General features: G+C 41.3%; 19 protein-coding genes. 11 read left to right on the forward strand and 8 right to left on the reverse strand.

Annotation, left to right across the window (positions count from 1 at the left end):
- Position 1: 1 nt before the first annotated feature.
- Both LC653_RS16795 and LC653_RS16800 read right to left on the reverse strand, forming a co-directional pair.
- Positions 2 to 1,069 (reverse strand): TIGR04222 domain-containing membrane protein, encoded by a 1,068-nt coding sequence (locus tag LC653_RS16795; protein WP_229495546.1) that lies wholly within the window; start codon positions 1,067 to 1,069, stop codon positions 2 to 4.
- 167 nt (positions 1,070 to 1,236) lie between these two features.
- A complete protein-coding gene (locus tag LC653_RS16800; RefSeq protein WP_229495547.1) occupies positions 1,237 to 2,028 on the reverse strand; it encodes an ion transporter in 792 nt (263 codons plus the stop codon).
- An 88-nt stretch (positions 2,029 to 2,116) separates the two neighbouring features.
- Between LC653_RS16800 and LC653_RS16805 the strand changes: the two genes are divergently transcribed.
- Positions 2,117 to 2,542, forward strand: coding sequence for a nucleoside deaminase (locus LC653_RS16805; protein ID WP_229495579.1), 426 nt, complete (start codon positions 2,117 to 2,119; stop codon positions 2,540 to 2,542).
- A gap of 156 nt (positions 2,543 to 2,698) precedes the next feature.
- Here the strand turns inward: LC653_RS16805 and LC653_RS16810 are convergent, their stop codons facing one another.
- On the reverse strand, positions 2,699 to 3,361 hold the full coding sequence (locus LC653_RS16810) for a response regulator (protein WP_229495548.1): 663 nt from the start codon (positions 3,359 to 3,361) through the stop codon (positions 2,699 to 2,701).
- Positions 3,361 to 4,626 carry a sensor histidine kinase gene (locus LC653_RS16815; RefSeq protein ID WP_229495549.1) on the reverse strand — a complete coding sequence of 422 codons (1,266 nt, stop codon included), beginning with the start codon at positions 4,624 to 4,626 and terminating at the stop codon, positions 3,361 to 3,363. Before LC653_RS16815 ends, LC653_RS16810 begins: the two co-directional genes overlap by 1 nt.
- A gap of 371 nt (positions 4,627 to 4,997) precedes the next feature.
- Here LC653_RS16815 and LC653_RS16820 point away from each other — a divergent pair, with 371 nt between their 5' ends.
- The 3 genes from LC653_RS16820 to LC653_RS16830 all read left to right on the forward strand — a co-directional run bounded on the left by LC653_RS16820 (position 4,998) and on the right by LC653_RS16830 (position 6,791).
- Positions 4,998 to 5,519, forward strand: coding sequence for a Spy/CpxP family protein refolding chaperone (locus tag LC653_RS16820; protein WP_229495550.1), 522 nt, complete (start codon positions 4,998 to 5,000; stop codon positions 5,517 to 5,519).
- A 414-nt stretch (positions 5,520 to 5,933) separates the two neighbouring features.
- Positions 5,934 to 6,176 (forward strand): regulatory protein SipA, encoded by a 243-nt coding sequence (sipA, locus tag LC653_RS16825; protein ID WP_229495551.1) that lies wholly within the window; start codon positions 5,934 to 5,936, stop codon positions 6,174 to 6,176.
- Between the two features lie 57 nt (positions 6,177 to 6,233).
- Positions 6,234 to 6,791 (forward strand): peroxiredoxin, encoded by a 558-nt coding sequence (locus LC653_RS16830; RefSeq protein WP_229495580.1) that lies wholly within the window; start codon positions 6,234 to 6,236, stop codon positions 6,789 to 6,791.
- A gap of 372 nt (positions 6,792 to 7,163) precedes the next feature.
- Here LC653_RS16830 and modA read toward each other — a convergent pair whose 3' ends face one another.
- A complete protein-coding gene (gene modA, locus LC653_RS16835) occupies positions 7,164 to 7,958 on the reverse strand; it encodes a molybdate ABC transporter substrate-binding protein (protein WP_229495552.1) in 795 nt (264 codons plus the stop codon).
- Positions 7,959 to 8,263: 305 nt separating this feature from the next.
- Between modA and LC653_RS16840 the strand changes: the two genes are divergently transcribed.
- The gene (locus LC653_RS16840; protein ID WP_229495553.1) at positions 8,264 to 9,919 is read left to right on the forward strand and encodes a B12-binding domain-containing radical SAM protein; all 1,656 of its coding nucleotides are present in this window, start codon (positions 8,264 to 8,266) and stop codon (positions 9,917 to 9,919) included.
- Between the two features lie 223 nt (positions 9,920 to 10,142).
- On the opposite strand, the gene LC653_RS16845 is transcribed toward LC653_RS16840, so the two are convergent.
- Together LC653_RS16845 and LC653_RS16850 are read right to left on the reverse strand one after the other, a co-directional pair.
- Entirely contained in the window at positions 10,143 to 10,598 is a 456-nt protein-coding gene (locus LC653_RS16845; protein WP_229488145.1) for a cupin domain-containing protein, read from the reverse strand.
- Positions 10,599 to 10,818: 220 nt separating this feature from the next.
- Positions 10,819 to 11,598, reverse strand: a complete 780-nt coding sequence (locus LC653_RS16850) for a cysteine hydrolase family protein (RefSeq protein WP_229495554.1) — start codon at positions 11,596 to 11,598, stop codon at positions 10,819 to 10,821.
- A gap of 81 nt (positions 11,599 to 11,679) precedes the next feature.
- On the opposite strand from LC653_RS16850, the gene LC653_RS16855 reads away from it, so the two are divergent.
- From LC653_RS16855 to LC653_RS16875, 5 genes are all read left to right on the forward strand, one after another.
- A complete protein-coding gene (locus LC653_RS16855) occupies positions 11,680 to 13,101 on the forward strand; it encodes an amidohydrolase (protein ID WP_229495555.1) in 1,422 nt (473 codons plus the stop codon).
- 73 nt (positions 13,102 to 13,174) lie between these two features.
- Complete coding sequence (locus tag LC653_RS16860) at positions 13,175 to 14,164, forward strand: DUF6615 family protein (RefSeq protein WP_229495556.1); 990 nt, start codon at positions 13,175 to 13,177, stop codon at positions 14,162 to 14,164.
- 93 nt (positions 14,165 to 14,257) lie between these two features.
- Positions 14,258 to 14,455, forward strand: coding sequence for a hypothetical protein (locus tag LC653_RS16865; RefSeq protein ID WP_229495557.1), 198 nt, complete (start codon positions 14,258 to 14,260; stop codon positions 14,453 to 14,455).
- 490 nt (positions 14,456 to 14,945) lie between these two features.
- Positions 14,946 to 16,154, forward strand: a complete 1,209-nt coding sequence (locus tag LC653_RS16870; protein ID WP_229495558.1) for a NupC/NupG family nucleoside CNT transporter — start codon at positions 14,946 to 14,948, stop codon at positions 16,152 to 16,154.
- A 1,435-nt stretch (positions 16,155 to 17,589) separates the two neighbouring features.
- Positions 17,590 to 19,308 (forward strand): fasciclin domain-containing protein, encoded by a 1,719-nt coding sequence (locus LC653_RS16875; RefSeq protein ID WP_229495559.1) that lies wholly within the window; start codon positions 17,590 to 17,592, stop codon positions 19,306 to 19,308.
- Positions 19,309 to 19,411: 103 nt separating this feature from the next.
- Here the strand turns inward: LC653_RS16875 and LC653_RS16880 are convergent, their stop codons facing one another.
- Positions 19,412 to 20,077, reverse strand: coding sequence for a class I SAM-dependent methyltransferase (locus tag LC653_RS16880; protein WP_229495560.1), 666 nt, complete (start codon positions 20,075 to 20,077; stop codon positions 19,412 to 19,414).
- A gap of 1,066 nt (positions 20,078 to 21,143) precedes the next feature.
- Between LC653_RS16880 and LC653_RS16885 the strand changes: the two genes are divergently transcribed.
- Positions 21,144 to 21,758, forward strand: coding sequence for a hypothetical protein (locus LC653_RS16885; RefSeq protein ID WP_229495561.1), 615 nt, complete (start codon positions 21,144 to 21,146; stop codon positions 21,756 to 21,758).
- Positions 21,759 to 22,166: the final 408 nt, after the last annotated feature.

Here is a 22,166-nt window from a genome sequence, read left to right on the forward strand (position 1 = left end):
CTTAACCTCCTCCACAACCACCACCGCAACCACCACCGCATGAGGAGCTACTGCATGAGGAGCCACTGTCAGAACTACTACTGCATGAGGAGCCACTGTCAGAACCACTACAGTATGAGGAGTTACAGCCAGAACTAGTACTGCATGAGGAGCTAGTGCCAGAACTACTACTGCGAGAACTACTACTGTATGAGGAGCTACTGCATGAATTGCTACCGCATAAGCTACTAGACGAACTCTCTACTGTGGTAACTTTTCTAGAAAATGTTGGCGGAAAAAAGGCTTTGTAGTAGGAGTCATAGGAGGTTCCAGCTAGCGCCTCAACGCCAAATAGTGCCACCAGTAAGTTGTAGTCAAATACAGAAGGGATGTCATACTTTGCCTTCTGCTGCAATCGGGTAAATGTTTCTTGAAGTTGTTGCAGATACATTTTTCCTCGATGACTGAGATGTGTACCTCTACTGACAAACCACAGCAAAAAGATAATCGATAATACACCAATTGTGATTAATAAACCTGCGTTATAGCGTCCCTTACCCAAGGCGATGAGCAGCTTATAGCCCCCCAAGCTGAAAATAATCATCGCTCCAATCAAGCCAACTTTGATATTCCATTCTTGCCACTGGGAAGCATACAACAATTGCTCATTTTGTAGTTTTTCTTCATAGGCATTGCTGTATGACTGGATACTCTCGGTTGCCAACCAAACAGATGTTTTAGCTGTGGAAGAAGAAGAGAATTTATCAAATACCTCACGCTCTAGAGGCTGTAGGTGAGATACATCAGGATGATTTGGTACTTGGCTGATTGATTGTCCACTGACTTGCAAATAACCCCGGACAATCAAGTCAAATAAGGCTACATTGGCGATTCCTGTTTCTTGGGAACGCAAATAAGCGATTTCGTAGGGATCTGGTTCAGCAGGAATTAACGGCAGAGGCTGGTTTTTGGTTGGATCTTGGACTAGCCACCAGCAGACTACCAATGCGATCGCAATGACAAAGCAATAAAACAGTAAAAAATCCGGCCCATACATATCTGCAATTGGATTATGCAGTAATGCATTCATTGCCTTTACTCCTTTTAGGGAATTACTGAAAGTAAGAGAAATTAAATGACTCAATATTTGCAGCGTTTTTTAGAACATTTTGGCTTTCTCAGGTTTGTCATATACTTTACCACAATATTGTAACACACACTAAAATTTATGCTCCGTCAGTGCCACCACTTACTCTGTCAATCAACCCTGCGACTAGGCAACTTAGTCCCGCACCTTTTACAAAAACCAGCATCTACATCATGGAAAGCCAAACCACAACCTGAACAAGCTGTTTCTACCTGATTAGCAGTTTTCACAACTCGCTTAATTAAATCTCCCACTTGCCAAGGAATCAGGGCAATTCCTGTAAAAATCATCAGGACTGTTAGCAAGCGCCCTAATTCCGAAATTGGAATAACATCGCCAAATCCTACAGTTGTCATTGTGACAACAGAGAAATAGAATGCATCCAAAAACGTACCATAATTTTGAGGATTAACCGGATGCTCGACTTGATAAATTAACCCAGAATAAATAAAAACAATTGCAAATAATGTAAATAAGATTCGCGCAAAAATCATTCCATCTTCGGTGCTGATACTGGCGAATAAAAATTTTCTATCGATAAATCTGATTAATCGTAAAATCCGAAACCATCGCAGTAGGCGGATAAAGCTGATATCCACCATTCCTAAAAAGAAAGGCAAAATCGCCATTAAGTCAATAATCGAATAAAAGCTAAAAATATACTTAATTTTGTTTTCCGCACTCCATAGACGGAGTGAATATTCCACCGCGAAGATAATGACGATCGCAGTATCGGCTACATTCAACTGAAACCGCACAGAATCAGGAATATTATAAGTTTCTGCCACAAAAATTCCTGATGATACTAGCACCATAGCGGCAAGCGTTAAATTAATCGCTTTACCTAATGGTGTTTCCAGGTCTTTTAAGTAGAATTCTGTTTCTTGTCTGCTCAGTAACATATTCGACCATTAACTAATTTTAATTCTCAGTTATAGCATTAGAAATACGATATTATTAATCATTATCCTTATGTTAACCCCAGCTTATATGAACCCAGAATATTTTATGCGTTTAGCATTGGCAGAAGCAAAAGAAGGAGATGCGCCTTATGGTGCTGTGATTGTTAAAGAAAACGAAGTCGTTGCCGTAGCTCATAACACTGTTAACAGAGACAACGATCCATCAGCCCATGCGGAAATTAACGTTATTCGTAGTTTAACAGCTAAACTTAAAAACCCTTCTTTAGAAGGTTATAGCATATATACAACTGGTGAACCCTGTCCCATGTGTGCAACTGCTTGTGTTTGGAGTGGTGTATCAGAAATTGTATATGGTGCTTCAATTCAAGATTTGATTACTGTAAATCAATCACAAATTAATATATCTTGCGAAGAAGTAATCGCTAATTCATTTAGGAATATCAAAGTCACAAAAGGCTTTTTAAAAAATGAATGTTTAGAATTATTTAAATAAGCTATAAAAAATCTAAATTTTTCAGATGTAGGGTGTGTTATGGAAGCCGTAACACACCGATAATCCCAAAATTGTGTTGTACTTTCAGCGATAATATACCCTACAGCTAATCTAGAGGTTAAAATTACGAATTACGAATTACGAATTACGAATTATTTAACTTGATTCATTCAAATAAGATAAATAGGTATTTGCCCAAATTGCAGCTTGAGTGCGATCGCGCAAGTTTAATCTGTTTAAAATATTCGTAACATGATTTTTTACAGTCCCCTCAGAAATGTAGAGTTCCTGAGCAATTTCTCGGTTACTAGCGCCTGTAGCTATTAACCGCAAAACCTCTTTCTCTCTAGGAGTGAGTTCAGCTAAAGTAGACGGTACAGGCGGTGATTGGGTTGGTGTACCATTAGAAAACTGAGTTAACAGCTTTTTAACTATACCTGGGCCTAATTGAGTATATCCTTTATAAACGGCACGAATAGCAACAGCTAATTCTTCTGAAGGTGTATCTTTCAATAAGTAACCCATTGCCCCATTTTGCAACGCTGCTGATACATATTCATCATCATCAAAAGTCGTCAGTACTAAAATTTTAGTTTTGCCAAAGCGTTTTTGAATTTCTCGCGTCGCTGCAACTCCATCCATAATGGGCATTCGGATATCCAGCAATACTACATCTGGCTGAAATTCAGCAACTAAATTAATCGCCTGTTCACCGTTTTCTGCTTCTCCCACTATCTCTAAATCTGGTTCTAATTCTAATAACGCTCTTAATCCTTGACGAATTAAACCTTGGTCATCTACCAGTAGCACTTTAATCATTATGTTAACCTCGTTAAGGGAATATTAACTGTAATTTTGCAACCAGAACCAGGAGCGCTATTAATATTAAACTCACCTCCAAGTGCTAAAGTGCGATCGCGCATACTATGAAGTCCAAAACCAGTAGTATTTTGCCCTAAATCAAAACCTATACCATTATCTTGAATTATCAATCTTAAATTTCCTTTTATCATAGTCACTTTTAGTTTTACATCTGTTGCATAAGCATATTTAAATATATTTGTCAAAGATTCTTGAGTAATCCGGTAGATAGCGGTATTGATTTCAGGTGGTAGAGGATATTCTAAGTTAATTTGATAAATTGGTAAAATGCCATTTGAGCGATGGAAATTTTCTGAAAGACTTGCGATCGCACGTTCTAAAGATTGTTCTTGTAAAGGATTTGAACGCATAGTAGAAACAGATTGGCGGACATCTTTTAGCGCTTTTGAACCTAATTCCTTTGCTGTTGCTAGAAATGTTTCAGCTTTACCTGGGTTAGATTGCCATAGTTTTAAAGCTGTTTCTAATTGCAGATTTAAAGCAGTTAGAGAATGTCCTAATGAATCATGTATTTCACGAGCAATACGGTTACGTTCTTCTAAAGTAGCTTGATTTTCAATTTGCATGGCATATTGGCGCAGTTTTTCATTAGCGATCGCTAGCTTTTCTCGACTTTGCCGTTCAGACAATACTGCATTCATCATCAACAACACAAAAACCAAACTTAAGCCAAATACCAGCGACGAATTCAAAATCAAAAATCGATATCGCTCTTGTGCCTGTGGCGATGCTTGAAAATTGAATAATTGATATTTTAGTTGTGTAGTAACTAAAAACAAGGCAAATGACAAAGTTGTGACGAACAAACGTCCATTTAACTGAAAAATCAAACAACTACGAGTAACTAAAATTATGTAGAGAAAGGGAAACAACCGAGCAAATCTTTCCCCAAAAAGCCCAATTATTAAAATCAATAAAATTTCAATGCCTGTGTAGATTACCTTATTTGCGTGGTTATTCCTGGGTAATCTTAAGCCCATCGCTGCAAAAACAATCAGACTATAAATTGATAGTTCTGGTAATATGCTACAAACTGACAAGTCTGGAAATGCACCACAAATTGATAGTTCTGGAGGCTTAGGACGAAAACGCCGTAACGGAGGTGGTATAACGGCTGTCAATGCAGTGATCGCCAGTAATGTCCACTCCAGATAAAGCAGAGACGGAAAAGGATGTTTCTTAATTTGAATTAGACCATTCATCAGCCGCTTCGCTCCAGTTATAAATGAGTTAGGAGTTAGGAGTTTTGGATATTTTAGCGATACTTTCCGCCATTTGAAATTTTCGCTTGGTGAAGAGTTAAGAGTAAATGTAGTGTGTAAAAAGATTATGTAATAAGCTAAAAAAACATTTATAAATTAATCATAATCAAAAAAATTATTATTCCTAACTTTTAACTCCTAACTTTTAACTCCTAACTCCTAACTCCTAACTATTTATTGTCAATCATCTTTGTCCAAATTCAATCATGACTAAAGTCATGGGTAAAACCATGACTTTCTCCTCATGTGATTACTAAAGATAAGTTCTTATGATAGTGGCATCCAACCATAAAAAACCCACCACATAAGTAATGAAACTCAAAGCATTATCACTAATCGCTGGAGCGTTCACGAAGTGTGCGCCTTGCGCTCTCGCCTTAACTTTAACTGCAACCTCCTTTGCTGTTAACGCGCAAACAGCCTCTCCTTCACCCGTGTTACTTGCACAAACTCCACAAAAAGAAAGGGGCCCTTGGAAAGAATTGGGTCTAACAGATGCCCAACAAACCCAAATTCAGGCAATTAAGCGCGATAGCCGCACCAAAATTGAAGCAGTTTACACCCCAGAACAAAAGGCAAAATTGGAGGCAGCGAAACAAGCACGTCGGGCTGAGTGGCAAGCAGGTCAAGGTCAACGGCAACCGGGCCAACGTCGAGGAAAGGGTGGTTATGCTGACTTAAATCTGAGTGAAGCACAGAAAACCCAAATCCGACAAATCCAGGAGTCTAAAAAACAACAGATTCAAGCAATCTTGACCCCCGAACAGCGCCAAAAATTAGAGCAATTCCGTCAAAATGCTCCTTCGCGCCCTCAACAAGGCAATCCCCAATAATAATTTTTCAAAAAATAGCTAACTTGACTAATGTCTAAGCATTGTTTTCCATAGTCAAAAATTAATAGACTTCTTGCAGAAGACGCGGAAAGGGGATGAAATTTTTCCCCTTTCCCTTTCCCTATTTATCGAAACAGAATTCAGGAGTCAGGAGCGGAGCCGGAGACGCTCCGCCGAGGCGTCAGAATTCAGAATGAATTTTGTGCGACACTTCTCTACGAGACGCTCCGCGAACGACAGGCGGTAGTTGAGCGCAGTCAAAACTCAGTGCATCGCTGGCGGATAGCGCAGCGTCTCGCACCAGAGCGTCAAGATTGCTCACTCCTGAATTCTTCTTCAATCCCATGCCCCATTTACTAGACTTTCAAGCTAGTTATGAGTTATGAGTTAATTCAAAACTCCTAGCTTGATAAGATGTCTAAAGAATTCGCAATTGGTAGTAAAGTCCGGGTTGTGGCACTACCGCCCTACGTCAAAACTGCTGAACCCATACCCATGCTGCGCCCCCCCGATGTAATTTACATTGGCGAAGAGGGTATAGTCATTGACCGCAGACCTGGTGGATATTGGGGTATTCGCTTTACTAGGGGAGCCTTTCTCTTAGATAGCCAATACATCGAAAGCACTGATACCCCACCCGAATCTCATTTAGAGTGAGATTAGTAACAACCAAGAATTGTAAACTTGTGTAAAGTTGTAATTCTGGTTTGCACCATGATTTCCCGCCGCACTTTTTTAAGCATATTATTTGCCAGCTGTATTTCTCTCATCAGCTGGCTGAATTTTACCCCTGCTGCTGATGCTCTTGGTGGTAAACTTCCTGCAATTAATCAACCTGCACCAGAGTTTACTTTGCCAACCAATACAGGTAATGGCAAAATTTCCCTCTCTGACTTGCGCGGTAAGTGGTTAGTTCTCTACTTTTATCCTAAAGACTTCACCTCTGGTTGTACTATAGAGGCTCGCCGTTTTCAGCAAGACTTACCCCAATACCTCGAAAAAAATGCCCAGATTATTGGCGTAAGTGCTGATGATATTGATTCTCACGCCGAATTTTGTGATTCAGAAGGACTAAAATTTCCTCTCTTGGCTGATACTGATGGTTCCGTGAGTAAAGCTTACGGTTCGTGGCTTGGCTTCTTATCGATGCGCCACAGTTTTATCATCGATCCTCAGGGCGTCTTGCGCGAGACTTTTGTCAAAGTCAACCCAAACATTCATAGTTCCGAAGTGCTGGCACGATTAGAAAAATTACAGTCCGCAGCTTCTTAAACCTCAATGAAGAGGCCTACAGTGTACACACAAGTCGAAAAATCCTCTAACCACATTTTTGTCAGAGTGAAACTGTCACACTCACCGACATCCCGCCCAGAACTGAAGTTCAGGGCTGATAGCGAAAGTCCACGCTTTGTGGACTTCAGCTATGAGACTCGGAATTCATTCCGAGGCGGAATAAAAACGCAGTGCGAGATTTATTAATAAAGATACGCGGCAAGACTTGTGTGTACACCGTAGATGAAGAGACAGGGGGACAAGGGGAAAAACTTGTTGCAAGTTCTCACTCCAGTTACCTTGTCACCTTGTCTCCCTTGCTCCTTTGCCTACAAACAAGTTGCTTGAGCAACTTGTTATCTGGATTCATCTTTACCGCACAATAAACCCATATTTTCTGAGTACAGTCTTAGATTGACTGCCAGATAAAAACTGGACAAATTGTCTGGCAGCAGAAATATTTTTACTGCCTTTAATTACTGCCAGTGGATAGACAATTGGTGAGTGAAGCTTTTCGTCAGCAGTGACTACGACTTTTACCTTGTTGGAAGTTTTGGCATCAGTGGCATAAACTATGCCCGCTTGGGCATTACCACTTTCTACTGCTGCCAAAACTTGACGCACATTGTTACCAAAGACAAATTTAGACTTAACCTGATCATAAAGTTTCAAATTCTTTAAGACTTCCTCTCCATATTGCCCCGCGGGTACACTTCTGGGTTCACCGATCGCGATTTTCTTAATCTTGCTATCTGTTAAATTGTTGAAACTAGTGATGCCAACAACATCTTGAGCCACAATCAGGACTAGACGGTTATTTGCCAGGTTAATACGGCTACCTGATAGCAACAATCCTTTTGTTTCTAAGGCATCTACTTGCTTTTTGGCAGCAGAAATAAAGATATCGGCTGGCGCACCTTGCTCAATCTGTTGCTGCAAAGCACCAGAAGCCCCAAAGTTATAACTAATATTGATATTTGATTTACTTTGTTGGTATAAAGTCTTAATGTCTTGTAGGGCCTCTTTTAAGCTGGAGGCTGCGGAGACTACTATGCTGGCGTTTGATTGTGCTACTCCAGGAGAAGGAGTAACCAATGGTAAACCAATTGCCAGGAGCAAGCCTGCAACTGCTATACCCAGAAAGCCAAGAATTTGTCTTCTTTTCATAGAAAAGGTGCAATATAGGTTTTTTCCGAAAATTGATGCTAGTTAAAATCGTACCAGCAATACCAATTTTTAACCAACTTTATCGGTAAAATGCCTAAAAAATAACAAGGGCTAGCAATTAGCTAAATATTTGCTAACAACCACTTATATATGCTTATATGCTGATGAATGATCCTATAATGGGTAAGTTTTCTATCTTACAATTAAAAACTTCTGAAATATCACGGTAAGCTAGTTGGAATTACAACTGATTGTGTCAATAAATTGTCAAATTAGCTGCTCAGTTTTTCGGGGTGAAATTTGCGATGACTGTGAATCTGAAGTCTTTAGAAAACCCAACCCATATAGCGGCCGATTCAAAAACCGCTCTTACCACTAAGAGAACCAGCTACGTTCCCTCGCAACATCGACGTATCCTTTGCATCTTCCCTAAGTACAGCCGCTCCTTTGGTACTTTTCATCACGCCTACCCACTTATGGGTAATGTTCGAGCTTTTATGCCACCCCAAGGTATTTTAATTGTGGCTGCCTACTTACCTCAAGAATGGGAAGTGCGGTTTATTGATGAGAATGTCAAATCAGCAACGACAACTGATTACCAATGGTGTGATGTGGTGATTGTGAGTGGAATGCATATCCAAAAACCACAAATTAATCAAATTAATGAACTTGCCCATCGAGTGGGCAAAATTACAGTTGTCGGTGGCCCCTCGGTATCTGGGTGTCCAGAATATTATCCGGAATTTGATATTTTACATTTAGGTGAATTGGGAGATGCAAGCGATCGCATGATCGAGTATTTAGACCAAAACCAGGAACGTCCTCAAGCGCAAATTCGCTTTGAAACCAAGGAACGTTTACCCCTAACAGAGTTTCCCACTCCAGCTTATCATTTGCTGAATATCAATGATTATTTTCTGGCAAATGTGCAGTTTTCTAGTGGTTGCCCTTATCGCTGCGAGTTTTGTGATATTCCAGAACTCTATGGCAACAGTCCCCGGATGAAAACACCAGAGCAAGTGGTCGCGGAGTTAGATGCAATGCGACAATCTGGCAATCTGGGGGCAGTGTATTTTGTTGATGATAACTTTGTTGGCGATCGCCGCGCCGCCATGAAGTTGCTTCCTCATCTGATTGACTGGCAAAAACGCAATGGCTACCCCATCCAGTTTGCCTGTGAAGCAACGCTCAACTTAGCTCAAAGTCCAAAACTGCTGGAAATGATGCGCGAAGCCTATTTTTGCACAATCTTTTGCGGTATCGAAACACCAGAACCAGATGCTCTCCACGCCATTTCTAAAGACCAAAATCTGAGTATGCCAATCTTAAAAGCAATTCAGGTTTTAAATAGCTATGGCATGGAAGTAGTATCAGGAATCATCATCGGGTTAGATACAGATACACCAGAAACCGCAGACCGAATTATCGAATTTATTCGGGCATCCCAAATTCCCATGTTGACAATTAACCTACTTCATGCATTACCGAGAACTCCTTTATGGCGGAGGTTAGAAGCAGAAGGACGACTTGTCTTTGATGAAAGCCGCGAATCAAATGTTGAGTTTTTGATGCCCTATGAGCAAGTTCTTGAAATGTGGCGGCGCTGCATCACAACTGCTTATGAGCCAGAATTTTTATATCAGCGGTTTGCCTACAACATGGAACACACCTATCCAAACCGCATCGAAGTACCTAACAGCCCAGCTCGCACCTCTGGGGCTAATATTCGCAAAGGTTTAACTTATTTAGCCAATATTTTGCTGCGAGTAGGCATATTTAGTAACTATCGTCAAACTTTTTGGAAAATGGCCAAGCCAGCATTAAAAGCAGGTAATATTGAAAACTTGATTCATGTTGGACTTGTCGGACATCATTTGATTAAGTTTGCCCAAGATTGTGCCAAAAACGAAGAATCGGCTTCGTTTTATTCCCAAAAAATCTTGACTAAAGTTCGTAGTTAATAAGCTAAAAGTTTTTTAACAATAAATTATTCGTAATTCATAATTAGGACTTACGCACGAGTTACGGAATAACGAACCACAGAGGCACAGAGGGCACGGAGAAATCAGAGTTTGAGAGATAATTTGCGTAAGTCCTAATAATATTCCCTCGTTCCCGTATTTCACATGGAAACGAGAAATCCCTAATAAATTACGAATTACGAATTACGAATTACGAATTATTTTAACAGGGCATCAAAGCATCGAATCTCCCCAGTACTGCCATATCTTCTGCATCTAACTCCGCCGGAATACCACTGCGAATCAATTCCGAAAAGTCTTCATTGGGAACCATAACAGTCAATGTATATAAGCGAGTAGAACCAGTATTTTTAATCAAATGAGTACCAGTGGGAGGCACTAATAAACTATCTCCAGCTTTGATTGTGGCACTCTTGCCGTCACAGATGGCGATCCCTTCGCCTTTGAGGACGAAAAACATTTCCACCGCCCACTGATGGCGATTTGGGGGTGTTTGTCCACCAACATCAAAAATTTCTATACAGCAAGTCAAGGAAGTATTAGCATTTGTCGAATCAAAGATAATTGCTAATCGATTCGAGGCGTCGGGGCTGATGCGATATACTTGGTAATCTTTGCTAGATTTGATAACCGGAATTACACAACGAGTAGCGTACATTTATTTGTCCCCTCTGAAGTTATCGATGGGTATGAAAATTCCTAAAATCCGAGTTTTGAATCAAATAATTTTAGATTTTGGGTTTTTGAATTGAATAATTCAAAATTCAAAAATGTCCCAGATCAAGCGAATTTAAACACGAGAACAAATCTAAAATTATTGATCGAAGAAAGAGAATTTATGCATGGGATCAATCTAAAATCTAAAATCTAAAATTGATTCACTCCTCACCCTTTTGCAGCGCTGTTAAAATCTTTTGGGAGTCAGTGACAAAACCGAAGCATTGTTTGACATTGTACAATGTAGCCAGCCAACAATATTCAGGAGAAGTGGTAGCGGTACAGTCTTTAACTAACACGCAATCATATCCTAAGAAATTGGCATCACATAAGGTAGTTAGCACACATTGATCGGCATTAACACCAGCAAAAAATAATGTTGTCTTTCCCAAATTCCGCAAGATACTATCTAATGGCGTATCCCAAAATCCACTCATGCGGTATTTGTCCACACAAATATCTTCGGGAATTTTTTCTAGTTCGTCTACTACTGCTGTGGCCCAACTACCTGCCATGAGTACTCTAGCACCATTGCTTGGCAGTGGATCGCCCAATCCCACACCCTCCCCTGTGGGATTATAGACGTGGCGCGAACCAGCACTAATATTGAGCAAGTCGGGACGATTTCCCCAATTTATCCAAATGACTGGAACACCAGCCTCACGCAGTTCTGGAAGTAATTTGTTCAAAGGTTCAATAGGCTGACGCGCCGGAGTTACGTCCACGCCGATATGCGCTAACCAGCCATCAGGGTGACAGAAGTCGTTTTGCATATCAATGACGAGGATAGCAGCTTTTGCCAAGTCTAGGCGCAGGGTTTTAGTTTCTGTTGATAGAATAACGGGTTGTGGGGCCTTTTGAGGACGAGTGATATCTGCGATCGCATCATTCACTGTCCACGCATTTGGTGGAACTCCCAATGTCCGTAATGGTAAATTCATAAAATTGCAATACGCAACGCCATTTTCTATTTTGTAACTTGAAATTCACTTGAGAATACAATTACTTAATCAAGGTTAAATATGCTAGATTTTACCATCCAGAATGTTTTGATTGCCGCCGATGATGATTATGCAACGGTAGATGTACAGATTGTAGATGGTGCGTTAGCGAAGCTCGCCGGAGGCATCGCAGCCATTGCCCCCAATCTACAAGCAATCGGCACTGTTATAGATGGCAAAAATAAGCTGCTGCTACCTGGCTTTTTCAACGCCCACACCCACTCATCAGAGATGTGGCAACGGGGAATCATGTCAGTTTTCCCTTTAGAATTATGGTTGGCGGAACTGTATGATTTTACCCCCCTCGATCCCGAACAGGTTTACCTCAGCGCCTTGGGTACTGCGGTGGAAACTCTACTTTCCGGCGGTACGAGTGTAGTAGATCACCTAGTGTTAATTCCGGGACTTGAGTTAGAAACGATCGCCATTGCAACTCGCGCTTACAGAGAAGTGGGAATTCGCGCCTTTATCGCCCCCTTAATTCAAGATGAATCCCTCAGCGCAGGTATCCCATCTGGGGAATCAGCCCAAAAGCATGAACCTTATTTTCGCTCAACTGCGGCAACACTGGAAATCATCGAAGAAGCGGTGAGACAGTTTCATCGCCCGGATGAGGGGATAAATATTTTAGTTGCACCAACAGGGATACAATTGTGTACTGATGCTTTATTTCAGGGGTGTAGTGAGTTAAGCGATCGCTATAATCTTTGTCGTCACTCTCATTTACTCGAAACCAGGGCACAGGAAAAACGCGCTCAAGAAAAGTACGGTTGTACTGCTGTAGAACATTTGAAAAGAATCGGATATTTGAGCGATCATACAACTCTAGCTCATTGCGTTTGGTTAAATGATGCTGATATCGCCATTCTCGCCGAAACTCAATCTACAGTTGTTCATAATCCCTTAAGTAATCTGCGTTTAGGCAGTGGCATAGCCCCGATTTTAAAATATCGCCAAGCTGGAGTAAATGTAACTTTTGGTTGCGATGGTGCTTCTAGTAATGACTCTCAAGATTTGTTAGAAGCGATCAAAATGGGTTCTATCTTACATAATGTTACAGACTCAGATTATCAACACTGGATTACACCCAGACAAGCTGTAGAAATGGCATCATTGGGAGGTGCAAAGGGATTGAATATAGCAGACAAGCTCGGTTCTTTAACTGTGGGTAAACAAGCTGATTTGGTACTTTATGACCTCACCAATTTATCATTGCTTCCGCGTACAGACCCCATTGGTTTATTGGTTTTAGGCCGTCCTACCAATGTTGTTGATAGCGCTTGGGTCAATGGTAAACAAATTGTTGCTGATGGTAAAGTGACAACAATCAACGTTGATGAATTGCGACAAGAATTATTTAACCGCAGTCAATGGGAGACAAAACGCAAGTCTCAAACCGTCGCCCAAATTGAAGCACATTATCGTACAGTCATGGGGTTGTGAAACACAAGTAGACACGAGAGACACTATAAAATAGTAACAATTTGTTAAGCTTAAGACATCATGTGGAGTGAGCATGAGATTATCACTTAGCGATTTATGTGCAACATTTCAAGAATGTACACTTTGGACAAGCAACATTATTAAAGATAGTCTGTCATCTCGTTTAGGCATCCTTGAAGAAAGTATCACTGATATAAACTTGGTAACAATTGCGCGAAAGCACAGCGATTTTATCCTGACTAAGAAATTCAGTCGTAGAGAAGAAGGATCACAAAGCGGTGCTGACTGGTTATGGTGCATAGGTGAGCCTGGTGCTTGGTTATCCTTATTAGTGCAAGCAAAAGTTGTTAATCCAATTACTTCGACTTGTCGTTTTCTTAACTATCGTTCAGGTGAGCAACGTCGCCTGCTGCTAAATTTTGCACGTCATTACCGCTTGTTTCCTCTTTATTGTCTTTACTCCCAAATTACAGATGAATTTTATCCCTCCAGTAAATTACTACCGTCTTTATCAAATTTTGATTCTTCAGAATGGGCTTGTTCTTTAGTCATTCCTAAATTTATAAAAAAACTTGTTGAGCAGAAGCATAAGAAGCAGATCGATTTACTAAAATATGGAATTCCTTGGACATATCCCTTTTATATGGCTGCAACAAATAGTGACCAAAAACTAGCTCATAGTTTAGCTGAAGCGATGAAAAAGATACGTACTGAATTTGAATCTGTTGACTCATCGGGAATGTACGTTCACTTGTTGGATAACTCCTCAAGTAAAGCAAAGAAGCAAGGTACTACGCGAATCAGATGGGAAAATCCAGATCCGTTGCTACTTGTTACACCAAATCTACCTAGTGTTGCATTACGGCTTTTAAAAGGAAAGATCAGTGCTGTGAAATCACCTGTTGCTGGTGTAAGTATTATATCCACTGTGCCTATTGATGCAGTACTACAAACATACAAAGCCCTACCCGCTTCAGATAGAGAGAGCTTTCACCCAAGCAAAATCGCTAGAGATGATAGCCAGGTTCAGCTAGAGATGTCGTCAGGCATAAGAGCTTTATGAATAGAGAGAGGTGATCGGTGTTAGCTTTAAGAGCAAAGCGTTGCATGAGAGCAATTCACCACGTCGTCAGCAGCAATTACCACTGTGATTAAAATGATGGAGTCTTTACCCAATGAGGTACAAGATCGGATTGCAGAGCATCTGCGGGAGTACATTGATGATCTGCAAGATGAAATTAGATGGAATGAATCGTTCCAGAGAACACAACCAAAACTTATTGCTGCTGCCAAACGAGCCAAACAAGAAATTGCAGAGGGACAAGGCACTGCAATGGACTACGACCAGCTATGAAGTCAGTAGTACTTCCCTCCTTTTGGTCTGAGTATCGACAGTTGAACAGCGAAATTAGGCAAAGTGCCAGGAAAGCATATTGGCTGTGGGCAGAGAATCCATTTCACCCGTCTTTACATTTCAAGTGCATCAACACTCAAGAGGACATTTGGTCAGTGAGGGTAACACGAGAGTATCGGGCACTTGGAGTTTTGGAAGGAGACACAATGACTTCTACACACTCATTGGTAGCCATCTCAGCTTTGGCTACCCGCGCCAGGAGGGATAATTTTAAATCGGAATTTGAATTGCAAATTCTGTACCCTCACCCTGTATAGAATTAACCTCAAGAGTACCGCCATGTTTTTCTACAATAATTTGAAGTGCGATCGCTAAATCCTTATTTACAACATCAAAGCCCTAGTAATTGACTACAAACCCATAAAAACACGCGGATTTTTGTGTATGCTTTGTGGCCAGGTGCCTTTGCGATACATTTCCGGGAGTCATTATGGAACGCGCTATTTCTGCGTTGGGGATTTTAGTTTTTATCGGTATATCCTACGCCTTCTCGGTTAATCGTCGTGCGGTGCGTTGGCGCATAGTGGCGTGGGGTTTGGGATTAGAGTTTGCATTGGCGCTGCTGATTCTTAAAACTCCTTGGGGTTTGACTGTGTTTAAATCTCTGAGAGATATTGTCAGCCAATTTTTAGCATTTTCTGATGTTGGTGCAAAATTTGTCTTTGGAGAAAATTTTAAGGATCATTTCTTTGCCTTCCAAGTGCTGCCGACAATTATCTTTTTCTCTGCCTTCATCAGCGTCTTGTATTACTACGGCATTTTACAACGAGTCGTAAACGTGATGGCGTGGGTAATGATGAAGACGATGAAAACATCGGGTTCTGAATCTTTATCTTGTGCAGGTAACATCTTTTTGGGCCCAACAGAGTCGGCGCTGATGGTTAAACCTTATGTAGCGAATATGACGCAATCAGAACTTCATGCCCTGATGACGGGTGGTTTTGCCACAATTGCGGGTGGAGTATTAGGGGCATATCTCTCCTTTGGGATACCAGCAGAACATCTGATTGCTGCTTTTTTTATGACTGCTCCCACGTCGTTGGTGGTATCAAAATTGCTGTATCCAGAAACAGAAGTATCAGAGACGGCTCTTAAGGCAAAAGCGGATGTAGAAACCAATTATGTAAATGTAATTGATGCTGCTACGACGGGAGCTATTGATGGTGTGAAGTTAGCAGTTAATGTTGGGGTGATGATTATTGCCTTTTTAGGATTATTAGCTGCCCTGAATGCACTGTTGGGATGGTTGGGGGCATTTGTGGGTTTACAGCAACTGTCATTACAATGGATTTTGTCTTTTATTATGGCTCCCGTAGCTTGGCTGATGGGCGTACCTTGGGCTGATTGTCGGCAAGTGGGGGCTTTATTGGGTACAAAGACAATTCTGAATGAGTTTATTGCTTTTTTGGATTTGAAGGCACTAATTGAAAGTGGTAAAATTTCCCAACGTGCAGTAATTATTGCGACTTATGCTTTATGTAATTTTGCAAATATAGGTTCAATTGGAATTACCATTGGCGGCATTACTGGAATAGCACCTAATCGCCAGCATGATTTAGCTCGCATGGGTGTAAGGTCAATGATTGGCGGATTGTTAGCGGGTTTTATTACCGCTTGTATTGCTGGAATGTTGATTTGAAGGGGGCTTGTCTTTGCCCATTGGTGTCTACTTAAGCCTTGGCTCAGGGAATTCGCGGCACTCTCGCTCTCGTCCACCTCCGTGGACTAATACAAAATCTTTGATTGCTTAACCCACGGAGGCAGGTTTTGTCTCGTGTAGACAAGCCAGTGCGTTGGGCGGCGAGCCACTCTTGTTGCAACTGGCGTGCGGTTTATAACCGCCCTTTTAACGTTAAGTTGACACGCATGGGCAATGCCATGCCCCAAAAGAGCGTATTTGTATCATTATTAAAGTGAAATGGTATCACCCAGCGATCGCTGCCCGCAAAACAGGTAAATCTTGCTTGAATCTGGTGTGTGGCGGATGGCTACAACCTGATTAAGGTACTCAGAGGAATGCCAAAGGAAGAGGAGGGGAAATTCCTGCAATCGCCCTTACCGCCTATGCTGGAGAAAGCGATCGCGATCAAGTCTTAGCAGATGGGTTTCAAAGACACGTTGCCAAACCTGTACAACCAACTCAATTACTAATCTCAATTGCAGATTTGCCCTAGCAAATCTATAACTAAAACTTTTTTATAGTCATGCTTCTGACTAGCTCAAAACGCGAGAATACTTTGCACTTACAGCAGATTGCAACAGGCGTGAGGTACAGATATCGTAGGGGCACAACATGTTGTGCCCCTACCCGTGTACTTCGTTTACCTGAAATACGCTGTATGTGAAAACACTGGGTTCAAGGGTGGAGTAAACTGGATTTATTGCCCTACCTCTAGAGGAGTTATGAGCAAAATTGTTATATATTAAACACCTTTCAAAAATCCTAGTTTATCCGTGGGTTCATTTTTATAAAATTGTATTTTGCCAAAAAATAATTCCTAGCCAAAAATCTTGGCGCAATCATGCCCAAAATTTTTGATTGCGATCGCTAATTTTCAGTCAAACATTTGAAAATTTACCATCACAGACAACTATCTAAAGAGTGAAAGTTATTCCTCGAAATCCAGCCATTAGTTAGTTGTATAATTTTGCTCAAAGATTAATAATACATTATATAGCCAAAACAAATTTTATTTCTTAAATGTTGCTAAAGATCATGATGCATTTAGCTTGACGGCATTAACGCTCTTCTGCAATTATAAAGAGACGGCTATTAAAAGCTAATTATCCTAGTGCTTGGCTGCGATTTTATTCAGTTAAAAAATCGCCTACTTGCGCGTGACTTTATTTTTGCTAGGACTTACGCATGAGTTACGGAATAACGAACCGCAGAGGCACAGAGGGCACGGAGAAATCAGAGTTTGAGAGATATTTTGCGTAAGTCCTATTTGCAACATACCATATACCACAATATGATTGCTTATGCTTATTAGTGTTATATGCGGTTTTTCAGAAACCAAATAGGAATTTTGTACTATTGTGTGGTGAACATTTAGATAATAGAGGATATTTCCATGTTTAGTTTCTTTCGTTGGCCATCAGCAAGGGTTGGTTTAGTAGTTCTGGGAATGACAGCTGCTACAATAACTCCCATAGTAATTTCTGCCCCAGCTTTATCTCAAAATACTGTTCCATCTACGACACCATCACCTGCAACACCATCACCTGCGACACCATCGCCTACTTCAACAGTAAACTTGTCTGATGTTTCCTCAGATTATTGGGCGCGTCCCTTCATTCAAGCTTTAGCTGACAATAACGTGATTAGTGGTTTTCCTGATGGCAGCTTTAGGCCGAATCAAGGTGTGACTCGTGCTGAGTTTGCCGCCCTAATTCAAAAAGCTTTCCCTAACCAAAATCGAGTTCGGCAATTAAGCGCAGGTGGATTTAAGGATGTTCCTGCTGGCTATTGGGCAGCTTCTGCAATTCAGAACGCCTACGAAACTGGATTTCTGGCAGGCTATCCTGGGAACGTGTTTAGACCAACTGAACAAATACCGAAGGTACAGGCGATCGTTGCTGTAACCAATGGTTTGGGTTTAACTGCTAGTAGCACTGGAGCCAGTAGTGACCTCAGCACCTACTACACCGACGCCTCAGCTATCCCAAACTATGCTGTTAATAGTGTGACAATAGCAACACAATCTAATATTGTTGTTAATTATCCAGATATAAAACAACTCAATCCGCAACAGCCCCTGACTCGTGCTGAAGCTGCGGCACTCTTATATCAAGCTTTGGCTAGACAGGGAAGGGTGCAACCCATTGCTAGCAATCTTCCAGCTAGTCAATATATTGTCGGTGGAACTACTGGGGGCACTCAAACCGGTACTGATATTGTTTCTCTTGCTGCATCTAGTACTTCTTTGACAACTCTGACTTCTTTATTAAAGACAGCTGGTTTAACAGATATTCTTCAACAGCCTGGCCCTTATACAGTCTTCGCTCCCACCGATCAAGCATTTGCTGCTTTGCCTGCTGCTACCCTACAGCAGTTACAGCAACCAGAAAACAGAGAAGCCTTGATTAAGATTTTGAGATATCATGTGGTTCCTGGTGCAGTAACTTCTAGTCAACTCTCGGCTGGAGAACTGAGAACCTCTGAAGAAAGCCCTGTAAATATTCAAATAGATCGGGCTAATAATCAAGTCACGGTGAATAATGCCCAAGTTATCCAGGCGGATGTCCAAGCTAGCAATGGTGTTATCCATGCAATTAATCAAGTCCTCGTCCCGCCTGATATTAACATCAGTCAGTTAAATCAGCCGCCAACAGGAACCACAGATGGTACAACGCCTAATGTTACCGCAGGTAGAACTACTCTTGGTGGGCCTAGCTATATCGGTGTTGCTGGTAACATTGGTTTGAGTGGCAGCGATACAGCTCTGAGCGACGGTAACTTTGCAGCGATCAGCAAAATTGGTCTGACACGCAATATATCAGTGCGACCATCCGTGATCTTTGGAGATGATACACTGTTTTTGGTTCCCTTGACTTTGGATTTTTCTCCCCGCACAGCAGGGTCGGTGGGCGAAAGAACCTTCGCTATATCTCCTTATATTGGTGCTGGTGTCGCGATTGAAGTTAATCTCGATACTGATTTTGGATTACTGCTAACTGGTGGTGTAGACCTTCCTATTGGTTCTCGATTTACGGTGACAGGTGCTGTAAATGCTGCTTTTCTGGATGAAACTGATGTAGGGCTACTATTAGGACTTGGCTACAACTTCTAACTAAATAGAAGTAAAACACGCGGTAGGGTAGCACAAATGTGCGTCCCTACTGTATTGCACCAAATTGAAAACAGCTATAATAGTAAGTTGGCATCAAATTGTATTAAGGTCGCTTGATGGCTAAAGTAAGCCCATCGGCGATGGGGACAAGAGAGAGCGTTATTCGTTCGTCATGATGTAACTTCTCGTTGAGCGCCCGGATAGCTTGGGTGCTTTCATCTTGATTTTGCTCCTGGGCAACTTGTCCTGACCACAAAACATTATCAATAGCAATCAATCCACCCGGACGCACCAATTGCAGCGATCGCTCATAATATCCATCATAATTTTCTTTATCAGCATCAATAAAAGCAAAATGAAATGTCTCGGCTTGGCCAGTTGCCAATAGATGATCTAAAGTTTCTAAAGCTGGTGCCAATCGCAGATCGATTTTATCGGCAACCCCGGCTTCTTGCCAATACCGCCGGGCGATCGCAGTAAATTCTTCACTCACATCAGCAGCGATAATCTTCCCATCAGCAGGTAGTGCTAAAGCTACAGAAAGTGAGCTATAACCTGTAAATACCCCAACTTCCAGGGTTTTCTTGGCTCCAATGAGCTGCACCAAAAGTCTCATAAACTGCCCTTGTTCTGGTGAAATCTGCATTCCACTTCGGGGATGGCTGGCGGTTTCTTGGCGCAACTTCAAAAGAATCTCCGGTTCTCGCAGCGAGACGGATAAAAGGTAATTATATACTTGGGTATCAAGACCTATAGACTGTTTTGGCATAGTAGGTGAGAGAATTGAAAGAATCTACAGTTATACTATCGCCCAAGAGTGGTTTATCAGGAATCCCCAGTGAGCAAAAGATTTACTGCTATTAGGTGTTACTCCTAGTCATGTCCGCAAGCTCACTAGGTATCAAAGCGACAAAGTGTTTTGTCAGTATATACCACTTCGCAGTGAACAAGAAGCGGCAATTGCTGCTTATTAAGCTAATGAGCATTTAATATCGTGTGCGAATAATTAGTTATGATTCCCACAGTCATTGCACCCCACTCCCAATACGGTTCGGATAAGATCCCCCCGCCTGTGGCGACCCCCTTAAAAAGGGGGTAAAAGAGGAAATTAGCCCCCCAATTTATCGGGGGGTTGGGGGATCTTCGCAGGGTAAACAAGCTAACCGAACCGTATTGACCCCACTTCTTATTCCCCTCCTCGCTTGCGGCTACGGTGTACACACAAGTCTCTACGTTGTTCTTTGAATCTGGGTTTTACCCCACCCTAACCACTGATTGAATTCAATCAACGATACCTCCAATTCAATAAACGACCACCCGAATTCAATAAACGACCACCCGAATTCAATAAACGACCACCCGAATTCAATAAATGACCACCCGAATTCAATAAACGACCACCCGAATTCAATAAACGACCACCCGAATTCAATAAACGACCACCCGAATTCAATAAACGACCACCCGAATTCAATAAACGACCACCCGAATTCAATAAACGACCACCCGAATTCAATATATTTATTGCATAAATTCTCAAAACCTCACCCCAAACCTGATTTACTAAGGTTTTAGCTTTAGTTTTACCCCACCCTAACCATCACTGCGATTAAGTAGGTAATCTTTGGGATTTAAGAAGAAATTCGACTTGTGTGTACACGGTAGCTCGCTTGCGGGGAGGGGAGACGAAGCGACGATTGTCGGGGTGGGGTTCTTCGGGTTTAATAAGTAATCAAGCAGACATGATATCAGAGATATGTTAACTAAAATGTTAGTTGTTGAATCAAAGAAAAGCTGACTTGAGTTTTGTATTTACTTAGTCATAGTCAAAATTTATGAATCGACCTCGAATTATTCAACCTGGTCAAAGTTATACATTTAGTAAGTATTTTGAACTACCTTTTTCTCCAGCAGATATTTTGGCTGAATTGGGTTGTGACTACGAACGTGAACGGTTACAATTACCGCAATCGATATCTATCCCCAATCAAATCCCAGAATTGCAACGAGTCATTGACCGGAATTTCCGACGTGTCAAGCTACTGAGTGAAGATGCACGTAAGCAAGCAATTATTGCACCCATACTACTAGAAGTTTGTGAAATCGCACAAACCCAATTGAATATTGAGTATCCCATTAGCGTCAGCGACCAACTCAAAGGTAACTTAGATTACTACATTGATAAAGGTAAGGGGTTGTTAGTGATTGAAGCTAAACAAGCAGACTTAAGTAGGGGGTTTATACAATTAGCCGTAGAATTAATTGCACTAGATCAATGGATAAATTCAGATACACCAATTCTTTATGGAGCGGTAACGACTGGTGAGGATTGGCGATTTGCTACTTATAAACGTCAAGAAAAACAGATAACTGAAGACTTCAAATTATATCGAGTTCCAGAAGAATTAACTGAATTAATTAATATTTTGGTTGGCATACTAAGCAATTAAAGCTAGGTATAAAAATGTCAAAGCTACTAAATTTCATAAAACCCAGATTGGATAGTGCTACCTGTTCCGTAATTGGGTGCGAATGCAGTAAACCTCAGAGGTTGTTTGAAAAGTGTTTCACTGTGACTTTAGGTACTTTTAGATCCCCCCTAACCCCCCTTTAAAAGGGGGGAACCGGAGTCAAAGTCCCCCAATTTATCGGGGGATTTAGGAGGATCTAAAACTTTTGATACCAACAAGAGGACTTTTCAAACATCCTCTCATGTCATGCCTTTTCCCGATTAGTCAAGCACTTGCTACAGGCGAGCAATTCGGAAATTTAAAAACCTGCCAAAATGGCAACCTGATTCTAATTAACCAAGTTAAATTGTACAAAGATAAACGACTTCAAGGGTTTTGTTATCAGGG

Source organism: Nostoc mirabile CHAB5784, from assembly GCF_020829645.1.
GTDB lineage: Bacteria > Cyanobacteriota > Cyanobacteriia > Cyanobacteriales > Nostocaceae > Nostoc > Nostoc mirabile.